Here is a 12,391-nt window from a genome sequence, read left to right on the forward strand (position 1 = left end):
CGGTTCCGCGCGGGACCCCGTCAGTCGGGTGAGGCATGCGCCACAGCGCGGCACACCGGCCGCGCCCGGCGTCACCCGTCGGCGACCGCCGTGGACGGCGGCTCCGTGCTGCCGGGACGGGCCCGGACCTCGTCGGTGCACCGGTAGCGGCGCGGTCGTTCGTCGTCCTGGCCGCCCAGGACCACCGAGCCGTCGCCCTCGGCCGCCGCCGAGTCGGAGAACGTGCAGACGATCTGCGCGAGCGCGTAGGACGTCAGGCTCCCCGGCGGGATGCTCAGACGCAGCGTGTCCTTGGGATCGCCGGAACGCGGACCGCTCACGGTCATCCCGCCCCGTACGTTCGTGGTGTACCCGGTCTCCTTCTCGGCGGGCGTCGGCGGCGCGGAGAGCTGGTCCAGCAGTCCCTGAGCCACCTCGGCGCGCCGCTGCCCGGAGTCCGCCGCGCCCTTTGGCACCCGCACCGTCCGGTCGACGGCCACCAGGGACGAGCCGCAGAGCAGGAACACCTGCGCCGGCAGGCCCCGTGCGGGCGGTGAGGCCCCGTCCGCCTCGGTCTGCGCACAGCGCACCCGGGAGGGTGCCGGACCGAAGTCGGTCGGCACCTCGGTGGCCCGGATCCCGCACCCGGCGAGCAGCACGCCGAGCGCGGTGACGGTGAGCAGCCCGGGGAAGCGTCGTATCCGCACCGGGCTCGCCTTCGTCGGACGTACGGTCATCACGCGTCCCCCTCGGCGCGCTCATGCCGGGCGCCGCCCTTGCCACCGCCGGCCGCCTTCCCGGAGGCGCCGCCCGTACCGCCGCCGGCCTTCCCGGAGACGCCGCCCGTGCTCTCCCGCGGGTCCTCGGCGTCCCGTTCCATCAGTGCGGAGACGTCGCGCGGCAGCCGCAGCGTGAACACCGCGCCGCCGCCGGGGGCGTTGGCCGCGGTGATCTCGCCGCCGTGGGCATGGGCGTTCTCCATCGCGATGGACAGCCCGAGCCCGCTGCCCTCGGAACGCGGCCGGGACGCGCTGGCCTTGTAGAAGCGGTCGAAGACGTGCGGCAGGACGTCCTCGGGAATGCCCGGTCCCTGGTCCCGCACCTCGATGACCACCGTGCCCACGCCCCCGGTGCCGGCGGTGGAACCCGGCTCGTCGGCCGTTTCCCTGCCGCCGACCGTGCCTGCCCCCGCGGCGCCCGGGCGGTCGCCACCGCTTCCGCTCCCGGCCTCGCGTTCCTCGCGCACCGACACCCGTACCGGCGAGCCGCCGTGCTTGAGGGCGTTGCCGATGAGGTTGGCGAGGACCACGTCCAGCCGGCGCGGGTCGATCCGGGCGTGGATGCCGCGCTCCGCGTCCAGTTCGACCGCGTCCAGCCAGGCACGGGCGTCGATGCAGGCGGTGATCTGGTCGGCGATGTCGACGTCGTCGAGGACGAGACGGGCGGTGCCCGCGTCGAAACGGGTGACCTCCATCAGGTTCTCGACCAGGTCGCCCAGCCGCCGCGTCTCACTGATCACGATCCGTACGGCGGGCTCGATCATCGGGTCGATGCCACCGCCCTCGAACTCCAACTCCTCCTCGAGGACTTCCGTCACCGCCGTGATCGCGGTCAGCGGGGTGCGCAGTTCGTGGCTCATGTCCGCGACGAACCGGCGGGACGCGTCGTCCCGGGCGGCCATGTCGGCCACCCGTTTCTCCAGCGCCTCGGCGGCCTTGTTGAACGTTCTCGACAGATCGGCCAGTTCGTCCGTGCCCGACACCCGCAGCCGGGTGTCCAGCCTGCCCTCGCCGAGCCGCCGGGCTGCCACCCCGAGCCGCTGCACCGGCTTCAGCACGGTCGTCGCCAGGGCCTGCGCCAGCAGCGCGGAGCCGATCAGTGCGAGCCCGGTGGCGATCCCCAGCGACCAGGCGAGCGAGTTGAGGTCCTTGGCCTCCGGCTCCAGCGACTTGAGCATGTAACCGGTCGGGCCGCCGCCGATCGTCCGGGTGCCCGCCACCAGGTAGGGGGTGTCGCCCTGGACGATCCGCTGCCAGTACAGGTGGTACGCGTACGGGTTGGCCGAGGTGATCTTCTGCCGCTCGTTCACCGCCTCGCGCAGCGAGACCGGCACGTCCTGCACCGAGAAGCCGCTCAGCCCGCCCGAACTGCCGTACACGGTACGGCCCCGGGGGTCCTCGGCGATCAGCAGCACCGAGAACCGCTGGCTGCTGTCGGCCATCTGGCCCGCCGCGTGCTGCAGTTCGTCCTGCGTCGGGTGCTCGGGCAGCGCGCCCGCCCGGTTCTGCATCCCCTGCTCGAAGTCGCCCAGGACCGCGTCCTGGGCACGGGTGAGCACCGCCTCGCGGTTGAGCCAGTACGCGATGCCCGACGCGGACACCGCGGCGGTGAGCGCGACCAGCCCGAACACGACGACGAGCCGCAGCCGCAGGCTGGTGAACCGCAGCCGTGACCAGAGGCCCTTGCGCGCCGCGGACCAGCCGCGGGGCCCGCTGCGGTCTTCCTGGTGCTCCTGGTGCTCCTGGTGCTCCTGGTGCTGCTGGTTCCCTTGTTGCTCGTGTGTCACTGAGGCGGGTCCAGCCGGTAGCCGACACCCCGCACCGTACGGATCAGCGTCGGGGACGACGGCACGTCCTCGATCTTGGCGCGCAGCCGCTGGACGCAGGCGTCCACGAGGCGCGAGTCGCCCAGGTAGTCGTGTTCCCACACCAGCCGCAGCAGCTGCTGCCGGGACAGCGCCTGGCCCGGACGGCGGCTCAGTTCGAGCAGCAGGCGCAGCTCGGTCGGCGTCAGCTGGAGGTCCTCGCCGTTCTTCGTCACGGTCATCGCCGCGCGGTCGATGACCAGACTGCCGAAGCTCGCCGAGTCGGTGGACTCCCGTTCACCGCGGCGCAGCACCGCCCGGATCCGGGCGTCCAGCACCCTGCCCTGCACGGGTTTGACCACGTAGTCGTCGGCGCCGGACTCCAGCCCGACCACGACGTCGATGTCGTCGTTGCGCGCGGTCAGCAGGATGATCGGCAGCTGGTCGGTGCGCCGGATACGCCGGCAGACCTCGAATCCGTCGATGCCGGGCAGGTTCACGTCCAGCACGATCAGATCCGGCCGCTGCTCACGCAGCAGCTTCAGACCGTCCTCACCGCTGGCAGCGGTCGCCACGCGATGACCCTGGCGCGTCAGTGAGAGCTCCAGGGCCGTGCGGATGGCGTCGTCGTCCTCGATCAGCAACAGGGAAGGCACAGGCTCATTCTGGCCCATGGAGGCTCCCCGTTCGACCCGCGGGGGCAGATACCCGTGGGGATCGCACGAAGGCAGCCACGTGTGCCGACGTCTGGGGGAAGGCGCGGGCGACGACGGCTCCGGACCGAGGCCGCCCTCTGTGACAGGCCTGTGACAGTCGGCGGACACGGCGATGAAGTCACCCGGGCAGGCTTTCCGTCATCAGCAGGACAGCGGTACAGCAAGGCGAACACACCGGAAGTCCACGACGGGGGGCGCGAGATGAGCACGCTGCACGGCACCAGCTACAGCGCGGTTGTCACGCGTCTGCACGACGTGCACCGGGGTGGTGAGAAGGCCGGTGCCGCGACCAAACGGGGGTGCGGTCGCGGCACCGGGCGTCACACCGGCTTCATGACGGTGATCGACGCGCCCACGGGGGGCACGGGGGAAACACGCGGGGGAAGCGGGTACGGGGAGGGGACGGGGGAGCGCCGTTCACTGTCGGAGGCGGAGTTCACCGCCTACGTCCAGGAGCGACGCGCCTCCCTGTACGCGACCGCCTACCACCTGACCGGCGACCGCTTCGAGGCCGAGGACCTGCTGCAGAGCGCCCTGTTCTCGACCTACCGGGCATGGGAGCGGATCAGTGACAAGGCCGCGGTCGGCGGATACCTCCGCCGCACCATGACCAACCTGCACATCAGCGCGTGGCGCCGCCGCAAGCTGAACGAGTACCCGACCGAGGAACTGCCGGAGACGGTGGGCGACACGGACGCGATGCGCGGCACCGAGCTGCGCGCGGTCCTCTGGCAGGCGCTGGCGCGGCTGCCAGAGCTCCAGCGCACCATGCTGGTCCTGCGCTACTACGAGGGCCGCACGGACCCGGAGATCGCGGACATCCTCGGCATCAGTGTCGGCACGGTGAAGTCGAGCATCTGGCGGTCGCTCCGCCGGCTGCGCGACGACGAGGCCCTGAGCTTCGGCCGTGACGAGGAGAGCGCCTTCGGGGAGCTGGTCGCCTGAAGGTACGGGGGGGGAGCACGGGGGACCGGGGGGGGACCACGGGGAAAACGGGGACCGAGGGATCGGGGGATCCCGGGGGAACCGGGGGGAGCAAGTAACGGGGGACGCGGGGACGTCGGGGGACGTCACCACGGAGCGGGGGAGCCACGAGGAAGCGGGACCGGAGGGCCGGGGGCCTTCCGGTCCCGCTTCTGCGCGTGCGCAGGTCCGCGCCGGCGCGGCGCCGGTTACGTGCCGGCTACCCGGGCCGGGCAGGCGTACGCGCCGTGCCCGTGTCCGTGTCGGCCCCGACCCGTCCGCTGCCGCTGTCGCGCCGCGCGGCCGCGAGGCGGGTCAGTGCCTCGTCGCGGTCGCAGGCGTGCGCGCCGAGCGCGGTCTGACGGCTGACGATCGACCGCTCCAGCCGCATCAGCCGCCAGCCACGGCGCAGCAGGAACGGCACGGACTTGCGGCCCTCCCTGAGGTCCCGCAGGAACCTGCGGCGGAAGGTCTTCACCGGGCCCCGGCTCAGGCACAACGCGTCGGCCAGGAGGCCGAGTTCGCCGCAGCGCGTGACGATCTCCGCGGCGAAGATGCCCTCCGCTATGAACAGCGGGGCCGTGCCGAAGTCCACGTGCGACGCACCCGTACGGGCGCTCAGGCCGATGTCGTAGACGGGCACGTCCGTACGGCCCGTACGGCACAGCCGGTCGATCGCGGCGACGGCGGCGTCCGCGTCCCAGGAGCCGGGGTGGTCCCAGTCGATGTCGGAACTGCCCGTCACGAGGGGCAGCGACGGGTCGTCGCCCTCCTTGTAGAAGTCGTCGAGGCGCAGCACCGGCAGGCCGGAGCGGGCCGAGAGGAGGGACTTGCCGGAGCCGGAGGGGCCGCAGAGCAGCACGACACGCGCGGAGAAGGGCGACTGGGAACTCACGGGACACCAGTGTGCGGCATCCCCCGGGTGTCGCACGACCGTGCGGGTCCGCTTTGAGGCGCGCACCACACCTCCACTACGCTGCGCGTCGGTCCGGTCACTCAACGGGAGTGGCCGGTGGAGGCAAGAGGTGGCAGCAGTGATGGCCCGACACGCAGCACCCAAGAAGCCGGCCGCCCGGCACGCCCTGGTCGCCCTGGCGACCGCGGGAGTGGCCCTGGGGGCGGGCGCGACGACGGCGGCAGCGGCGGACTCCCAGGTGCCCCCGGGCCCGCAGTCCGCGTCGCTCGGAGCCGTCGACCCGCAGGCCGGTGTGCGGCCCCTGACCGGCACGGTCGGCCAGGTCGCGGGCCCGGTCTCCGGCCTGAAGCCCAATCCGCTGGCCGGTACGGGCGTCGACCCGCTCGACAACGGCGTCGGCACCCAGGTCGCCGACTTCAAGCCGGTGGGCTCCCGGGACCTGACCGGCCCGGTGGCCCAGGCGGAGTCGGTCGACGCCCTTCCGGTCGCCGGACGGGCGACGGGTCTGCTGGGAGCCTGACCGCCGGGGTGCCCGCCGGACGTACGGAGAGCCGTGCCCCCGTCCGGACGGGGGCACGGCTCTCCGGCCCGCGGTGGCTCCTCGGTCAGTACGCGGAGCCCGAGGCGCCCAGGGAACCCGTCGGGTGCCAGACCGTCTTGGTCTCCAGGAACGCCGTCATGCGGTCCGTCCCCGGCGTGGCCGACCAGTCGTCCACAGGCTGTGGACGCAGGACGCGCTTGAGGTTGTCGGCCGCGGCGGTCTCCAGTTCCTTCGCGAGTGCCTCGTCGGCGCCCGCGAGGTCGATCGCGTTGACGTCCTGGTGCGCGGCCAGCGGCGCGGCGATCTCCGCCGTACGGCCGGACAGGAGGTTGACCACGCCGCCGGGCACGTCGGAGGTGGCCAGGACCTCGCCGAGCGAGAGCGCCGGGAGCGGGGCCTTCTCCGAGGCGACGACGACCGCGGTGTTGCCGGTCGCGATCACCGGGGCGAGAACCGAGACCAGGCCCAGGAACGACGACTCCCGGGGCGCCAGGACGGCGACCACACCGGTCGGTTCGGGGGACGACAGGTTGAAGAACGGGCCCGCGACCGGGTTCCCGCCGCCGACGATCTGGGCGATCTTGTCCGTCCAGCCCGCGTACCAGACCCAGCGGTCCACCGCCGCGTCCACCTGTGCCGCGGCCTTCGCCCGCGACAGGCCCTCCGCGTCGGCGACCTCCCGCACGAACTGCTCCCGGCGGCCCTCCAGCATCTCCGCGACGCGGTAGAGGACCTGACCGCGGTTGTACGCGGTCGCCCCCGACCAGCCGCCGAACGCCTTGCGGGCGGCGACCACCGCGTCACGGGCGTCCTTGCGGGACGCCAGCGGGGCGTTGGCGAGCCATGTGCCCTGGGGGTCCGTCACCTCGTACACCCGGCCGCTCTCCGAACGCGGGAACTTCCCGCCGACGTACAGCTTGTAGGTCTTGAAGACGCTCAGCCGCGGCTGTTCGGCCGTTCCGGCCCCGCCGGCCTGCACGTTCTTGTCGGTCTTATCGGACATCGAGGTACGCCTCCAGGCCGTGGCGGCCGCCCTCGCGGCCGAATCCCGACTCCTTGTAGCCGCCGAACGGCGAGGTGGGATCGAACTTGTTGAACGTGTTGGACCAGACGACACCCGCGCGGAGCTTGTTCGCGACGGCCAGGATGCGGGAGCCCTTCTCCGTCCAGATGCCCGCCGACAGGCCGTACGGCGTGTTGTTGGCCTTGGCGACGGCCTCGTCCGGGGTCCGGAAGCTGAGCACCGACAGCACCGGGCCGAAGATCTCGTCCCGCGCGACCGTGTGTGCCTGGGTGACGCCGGTGAACAGCGTCGGCGCGAACCAGTAGCCGTTCTCCGGGAGTTCGCAGGCAGGGGACCAGCGTTCGGCGCCCTCGGCCTCGCCCTGCTCGACGAGCGAGGTGATCCGCGCGAGCTGCTCGGAGGAGTTGATCGCCCCGATGTCGGTGTTCTTGTCCAGCGGGTCGCCCAGCCGCAGCGTGGCGAGCCTGCGCTTGAGGGAGTCCAGCAGTTCGTCCTGGATCGACTCCTGGACCAGCAGGCGGGAGCCCGCGCAGCAGACCTGGCCCTGGTTGAAGAAGATGCCGTTCACGATGCCCTCGACGGCCTGGTCGACCGGGGCGTCGTCGAAGACGATGTTGGCGCCCTTGCCGCCGAGTTCGAGCGTGAGCTTCTTGCGGGTCCCGGCGACGGTCCGCGCGATCTGCTTGCCGACCGCCGTGGAGCCGGTGAAGGCGACCTTGCGCACGTCCGGGTGGGCGACCAGCGCGGCGCCCGCGTCGCCGTATCCGGGAAGGATGTTGACGACACCCCGGGGCAGGCCCGCCTGGCGGCAGACGTCCGCGAAGAACAGGGCGGAGAGGGGGGTGGTCTCGGCCGGCTTCAGCACGACCGTGTTGCCGGTCGCGAGCGCCGGCGCGATCTTCCACGCGAGCATCAGCAGCGGGAAGTTCCAGGGGATGACCTGGCCGGCGACGCCCAGGGGGCGCGGGTTCGCTCCGTAGCCGGCGTGCTCGAGCTTGTCGGCCCAGCCCGCGTAGTAGAAGAAGTGCGCGGCGACCAGGGGCAGGTCGGCGTCGCGCGTCTCCCTGATCGGCTTGCCGTTGTCCAGCGTCTCCAGGACGGCCAGTTCGCGGCTGCGCTCCTGGATGATCCGGGCGATGCGGAACAGGTACTTCGCCCGCTCCGCGCCGGGCAGCGCCGACCAGGTCGCGAAGGCCTTCCCGGCCGCCTTCACCGCGCGGTCCACATCCGCCTCACCGGCCTGCGCGACCTCGGAGAGAAGCTCCTCGGTGGCGGGGCTGACGGTCTTGAAGGCCCGGCCGTCGGCGGCCTCGGCGAACTCGCCGTCGATGAACAGGCCGTAGGACGGGGCGATGTCGACGACCGCGCGGGACTCCGGCGCCGGGGCGTACTCGAACGCGGACGAGCGTGCGGGGGCGGCCTGGGCGGGGGCGGTCCGGACAGTGGCCCGGACGGTGGCCGCCGGGGCGGTCGCCGGGGTGGTCCCGCCGGCCCCGGCGGCCTGCGCGACCGCGGTCCTGCTCTTCTTGGCCTTCTTGTTCTTCTTGGTCATGGTGATCAGTCCACCGTCACGTAGTCGGGGCCGGAGTAGCGGCCGGTGGCCAGCTTCTGGCGCTGCATCAGCAGATCGTTCAGAAGCGAGGAGGCACCGAAGCGGAACCAGTGGTTGTCCAGCCAGTCCTCGCCGACGGTCTCGTTGACCAGCACGAGGAACTTGATCGCGTCCTTGGTGGTGCGGATGCCGCCGGCCGGCTTCACACCGACCTGGACCCCGGTCTGCGCACGGAAGTCGCGGACCGCCTCCAGCATCAGGAGCGTGTTGGCGGGCGTGGCGTTCACCGCCACCTTGCCGGTCGAGGTCTTGATGAAGTCCGCGCCGGCCAGCATGCCGAGCCAGCTCGCCCGGCGGATGTTGTCGTACGTCGACAGCTCGCCCGTCTCGAAGATGACCTTCAGCCGGGCGCTCGCCCCGCAGGTCTCCTTCACGGCGGTGATCTCGTCGAACACCTTCCGGTAGTTCCCCGCGAGGAACGCGCCGCGGTCGATGACCATGTCGATCTCGTCGGCACCGGCGGCGACGGCCTCCCGGACGTCGGCCAGCTTGACGGCGAGCGGGGCGCGGCCGGCCGGGAAGGCGGTGGCGACGGAGGCGACCTTGACCGTGGAGCCGGCGACGGCCTCCCTGGCCGTCGCCACCATGTCGGGGTAGACGCAGACCGCGGCCGCGGCGGGGGCCGTGCGGTCGGAGGGGTCGGGGCGGACCGCCTTCGCGCCGAGCGCCCGGACCTTGCCCGGGGTGTCCGCGCCTTCCAGCGTCGTCAGGTCGACCATCGAGAGGGCGAGGTCGATGGCGTACGCCTTCGCGGTCGTCTTGATCGAGCGGGTGCCGAGCGAGGCGGCACGCGCCTCCAGGCCGACCGCGTCGACGCCGGGCAGTCCGTGCAGGAAGCGGCGCAGCGTGCTGTCGGACGCGGTGACGTCGCCCAGCGCGGCGGGGGCACCGACCCGCTCGGGCGCCGGCGAGGGCTGGGGGGAGGAGGGTGCAGTGGAGGACATGGTCACCAGACGAGCATATCTACGCGCGTAGCGGCTGTACAGCCCTCCGGCCGTCCGGCGACAGGAGCGGGCCCCGCCCGGCTTCCGCCCGCCCCCGCCCACCGCCTGCCGGTGCGGCTGCGGGCGTCGGGCAGAATCGGGGGCATGACGACCCCCGAGCCTCAGCCGTCCGACCGGGAGCCCGCCGAGCCCGCCCCGTCCACCGAGCCCGCCGACGGGACGGAGGACGGCACCGCCTCCACCGGGTCCGCCGCTGCCTCCGACTCCGCGGAGTCCTCGGCGGGACCGGAGTCCTCGGCGGCGTCGCAGTCCGCACCCGCCGCGGGCTCCCCGGCCACGGCTTCGGCGGGCTCGGAAAGCCCGGCGGGCCCGGAGGCGGCGGCGGGCCCGGAGCCCAGGTACGCCGACCGGGTGTACCGGTCGACCTCGGGGTTCGTCGGCGGTGCGCTGATCCTCGGCCTCGCCTGCTGGCTCGGCGTCGACGCCCTGCTCGTCGGCGAGGGCGACGCCCCGTGGCTCGCGCTCGCCGCGCTGCTGTTCGTCGTGCCCCTGGTGGCGGCCTACACCCTGGTCCCCGCGGTGTACGCCAACGAGGACCGGCTGCGCGTCCGCAACCCGTTCCGCACGATCGTGCTGCCCTGGGGGCAGGTCTCCTCGCTGCGCTCCGGCTACACCAACGAGGTCTTCTCCGAGGCCGGCGCCAAGTACCAGCTGTGGGCCCTGCCCGTGTCGCTGCGGGCCCGCAAGAGGGCGGCACGACGGCTCCCGCAGGCCTCGGACCGTGCCGCGCCGGGCGCCGGGGCCTCCCTCGGCGGAGGCGGGCGGGCGGGGACCGACGGTTCGATGGACGAGCTGCGCGAGCTGCACGAGAGGAACGCGGGCGAGGCGCACGCCCAGGGCGAGGCGAGCGTGCGGTGGGCCTACGAGATCATCGCCCCGTCCCTGGCCGGCGCCGTGCTGCTGGCGGTCCTGCTGACGCTCGACTGAGGGACCGCGAGCGGCTCGGGCCCGGCTGACGGTTTCCGTCGTTCGTACGAAGAGCGGGTCCGTGGCCGTCCGGTGCGTGCGAGCGCATGGCGCTCCGGCGACGCGGCCGGACCCCTCCCGCTCGCAGAGCCCGGGGAAGTGCGTGCGGGTGTCGCCGGGGCGGCCCGCCCTCCGGCGGGCCCTTCGAGGCGGAGTCACCCGGGCCGCGTTGCCGTCACCCGCCTCGCCCCGTGGCCGGCCGCACCGGCCCCCGCGCTCCGGCCGGGCGGGTGCCGGCGGCCGCCCCGCACCCCGCTCCGCCGGGCAGGCCCGGGGCGGCACGAAGGAGGGGCCGCCGTGTCGGCGGCCCCTCCTGACGCTTTCCCGTTCCCGCGTGTGTCCCCGAGGCCTGCCGGAGGCTGCCGCTCAGATGCCGGCCGCCGCCTTCAGGTCCCGCTTGATCGCGGTCAGCAGGGCCGCCGCCTCGGTGCGGGCCGCGGGAAGGCCGTCCCGCGCGGCGACCGGGACGACGACCTCCAGGTAGCACTTCAGCTTGGGTTCCGTACCGCTCGGGCGGACGATGACGCGGGCGCCCCGGAGGGTGTAGCGCAGGCCGTCGGTGGGCGGCAGGGTGTCCGTGCCCCGGGTCAGGTCCTCGGCCTCGGTGACCGGCAGGCCGGCCAGTTCGGCCGGGGGGTTCCCGCGCAGCCGGCGCATCGCGTCCGCGATGAGGGACAGGTCCTCGACGCGGGCGGAGAGCTGGTCGGTGGCGTGCAGGCCGTGGGCCACGGCGAGGTCGTCGAGGAGGTCCGGGAGGGTGCGGCCCTCCTCCTTCAGTTCGGAGGCCAGCTCGGCAAGGAGCAGGGCGGCCGTGATGCCGTCCTTGTCGCGTACGCCGTCCGGATCGACGCAGTAACCCAGCGCCTCCTCGTAGCCGTAGCGCAGCCCCTCGACCCTGGCGATCCACTTGAAGCCGGTCAGCGTCTCCTCGTGCGGCAGGCCCGCCTGCTCCGCGATGCGGGCGAGCAGGGACGACGAGACGATCGACTCGGCGAACGTGCCCCTCACCCCGCGGCGGACCAGATGGGCGGCGAGCAGCGCCCCCACCTCGTCGCCGCGCAGCATGCGCCACTCCCCGTCGCCGCCCCCGGCGGCGGTGTCCTTGACGGCCGCGGCGCAGCGGTCGGCGTCCGGGTCGTTGGCGATGACCAGGTCGGGCCCGGCCGCGCGGGCCGTCGCGAAGGCCAGGTCCATCGCGCCGGGCTCCTCCGGGTTGGGGAACGCGACGGTGGGGAAGTCCGGGTCGGGTTCGGCCTGCTCGGCGACCAGGACCGGCTCGGGGAAACCGGCCCGCGCGAAGGCGGCGAGCAGGACGTCCTTGCCGACGCCGTGCATCGCCGTGTAGACCGTGCGGGCGGTCCGGGGGGAACCCTCGGCCAGGACCGCGTCCGTGCGGGCGAGGTAGGCGTCCAGGACGGAGTCGTCCAGGATCTCCCAGCCGGAGTCGGGACGGGGCACGTCGTCCAGGGAGCCGACGGCCGCGATCCGGTCGGCGATCTCCGCGTCCGCCGGGGGGACGATCTGGGAGCCGTCGCCGAGGTACACCTTGTAGCCGTTGTCGCGGGGCGGGTTGTGGCTGGCGGTGACCTCGACCCCGGCGACCGCGCCGAGGTGCCGTACGGCGAAGGCGAGCACCGGCGTGGGCAGGGGCCGGGGCAGGACGGCGGCCCGCAGGCCGGCGCCCGTCATGACGGCGGCGGTGTCGCGGGCGAAGTCCGCCGACTTGTGACGGGCGTCGTAGCCGATCACGACGAGGCCGCCGGCGTGCCCGTGCCGCTTCAGGTACGCGGCGAGGCCGGCGGCGGCGCGGATGACGACGGCCCGGTTCATCCGCTGGGGGCCGGCCCCCAGCTCGCCGCGGAGGCCCGCGGTGCCGAACTGGAGGGTGCCGCTGAAACGGGCGGTGAGTCCGGTGACGTCGCCGGCGTCGAGGAGCGCCGCGAGTTCCGCGCGGGTCTCGGGATCGGGGTCCTCGGCGAGCCAGGTGCGGGCGCGAGTGGTCAGGTCGTCGTGCACGTGTCGGTCAGCCTCTCGGAGAATTCGTTGCGTCGTCGCCCCGCCCCGCGAAGGCGGCCCGGGACGGGGC

Annotated in this window: 11 protein-coding genes; 3 read left to right on the forward strand and 8 right to left on the reverse strand. The window is 73.5% G+C overall.

Annotated elements, in window-relative coordinates; translation table 11 throughout:
• Positions 1-71 precede the first annotated feature (71 nt).
• The 3 genes from TU30_RS06120 to afsQ1 form a co-directional block, all read right to left on the reverse strand.
• Entirely contained in the window at positions 72-716 is a 645-nt protein-coding gene (locus TU30_RS06120; RefSeq protein WP_234307794.1) for a hypothetical protein, read from the reverse strand.
• Positions 716-2,425, reverse strand: coding sequence for a HAMP domain-containing sensor histidine kinase (locus TU30_RS06125; RefSeq protein ID WP_234307802.1), 1,710 nt, complete (start codon positions 2,423-2,425; stop codon positions 716-718). Before TU30_RS06125 ends, TU30_RS06120 begins: the two co-directional genes overlap by 1 nt.
• Positions 2,426-2,541: 116 nt before the next feature.
• Positions 2,542-3,219 (reverse strand): two-component system response regulator AfsQ1, encoded by a 678-nt coding sequence (gene afsQ1 / locus TU30_RS06130; RefSeq protein WP_042165460.1) that lies wholly within the window; start codon positions 3,217-3,219, stop codon positions 2,542-2,544.
• Between the two features lie 261 nt (positions 3,220-3,480).
• On the opposite strand from afsQ1, the gene TU30_RS06135 reads away from it, so the two are divergent.
• Positions 3,481-4,224: a SigE family RNA polymerase sigma factor gene (locus TU30_RS06135; protein WP_042165462.1), complete on the forward strand. Its 744-nt coding sequence runs from the start codon at positions 3,481-3,483 to the stop codon at positions 4,222-4,224.
• 238 nt (positions 4,225-4,462) lie between these two features.
• On the opposite strand, the gene TU30_RS06140 is transcribed toward TU30_RS06135, so the two are convergent.
• Entirely contained in the window at positions 4,463-5,137 is a 675-nt protein-coding gene (locus tag TU30_RS06140; protein WP_042165465.1) for a uridine kinase, read from the reverse strand.
• A 142-nt stretch (positions 5,138-5,279) separates the two neighbouring features.
• Here TU30_RS06140 and TU30_RS06145 point away from each other — a divergent pair, with 142 nt between their 5' ends.
• Complete coding sequence (locus tag TU30_RS06145; protein WP_042165468.1) at positions 5,280-5,678, forward strand: hypothetical protein; 399 nt, start codon at positions 5,280-5,282, stop codon at positions 5,676-5,678.
• 85 nt (positions 5,679-5,763) lie between these two features.
• Here TU30_RS06145 and TU30_RS06150 read toward each other — a convergent pair whose 3' ends face one another.
• The 3 genes from TU30_RS06150 to deoC are packed head-to-tail and all read right to left on the reverse strand — an operon-like array spanning position 5,764 to position 9,279.
• Positions 5,764-6,702: an aldehyde dehydrogenase family protein gene (locus TU30_RS06150; RefSeq protein WP_042165471.1), complete on the reverse strand. Its 939-nt coding sequence runs from the start codon at positions 6,700-6,702 to the stop codon at positions 5,764-5,766.
• Positions 6,692-8,275 (reverse strand): aldehyde dehydrogenase family protein, encoded by a 1,584-nt coding sequence (locus tag TU30_RS06155; protein WP_234307795.1) that lies wholly within the window; start codon positions 8,273-8,275, stop codon positions 6,692-6,694. Before TU30_RS06155 ends, TU30_RS06150 begins: the two co-directional genes overlap by 11 nt.
• Before the next feature lie 5 nt (positions 8,276-8,280).
• Complete coding sequence (deoC, locus tag TU30_RS06160; RefSeq protein WP_042165473.1) at positions 8,281-9,279, reverse strand: deoxyribose-phosphate aldolase; 999 nt, start codon at positions 9,277-9,279, stop codon at positions 8,281-8,283.
• A gap of 144 nt (positions 9,280-9,423) precedes the next feature.
• On the opposite strand from deoC, the gene TU30_RS06165 reads away from it, so the two are divergent.
• A complete protein-coding gene (locus tag TU30_RS06165) occupies positions 9,424-10,266 on the forward strand; it encodes a PH domain-containing protein (protein WP_078878137.1) in 843 nt (280 codons plus the stop codon).
• Positions 10,267-10,671: 405 nt separating this feature from the next.
• Here the strand turns inward: TU30_RS06165 and TU30_RS06170 are convergent, their stop codons facing one another.
• On the reverse strand, positions 10,672-12,321 hold the full coding sequence (locus tag TU30_RS06170; RefSeq protein WP_042165475.1) for a phospho-sugar mutase: 1,650 nt from the start codon (positions 12,319-12,321) through the stop codon (positions 10,672-10,674).
• Positions 12,322-12,391 lie beyond the last annotated feature (70 nt).

It is taken from the genome of Streptomyces sp. NBRC 110035 (assembly GCF_000829695.1).
Taxonomy (GTDB): domain Bacteria; phylum Actinomycetota; class Actinomycetes; order Streptomycetales; family Streptomycetaceae; genus Streptomyces.

Excerpts from the sequence above, each read along its gene's own strand:
- TU30_RS06165 (WP_078878137.1), top strand. The coding sequence starts at position 9,424 with ATGACGACCCCCGAGCCTCAGCCGTCCGACCGGGAGCCCGCCGAGCCC.
- TU30_RS06120 (WP_234307794.1), bottom strand. The coding sequence starts at position 716 with ATGACCGTACGTCCGACGAAGGCGAGCCCGGTGCGGATACGACGCTTC.
- TU30_RS06135 (WP_042165462.1), top strand. The coding sequence starts at position 3,481 with ATGAGCACGCTGCACGGCACCAGCTACAGCGCGGTTGTCACGCGTCTG.
- TU30_RS06155 (WP_234307795.1), bottom strand. The coding sequence starts at position 8,275 with ATGACCAAGAAGAACAAGAAGGCCAAGAAGAGCAGGACCGCGGTCGCG.
- TU30_RS06150 (WP_042165471.1), bottom strand. The coding sequence starts at position 6,702 with ATGTCCGATAAGACCGACAAGAACGTGCAGGCCGGCGGGGCCGGAACG.
- deoC (WP_042165473.1), bottom strand. The coding sequence starts at position 9,279 with ATGTCCTCCACTGCACCCTCCTCCCCCCAGCCCTCGCCGGCGCCCGAG.
- TU30_RS06145 (WP_042165468.1), top strand. The coding sequence starts at position 5,280 with ATGGCCCGACACGCAGCACCCAAGAAGCCGGCCGCCCGGCACGCCCTG.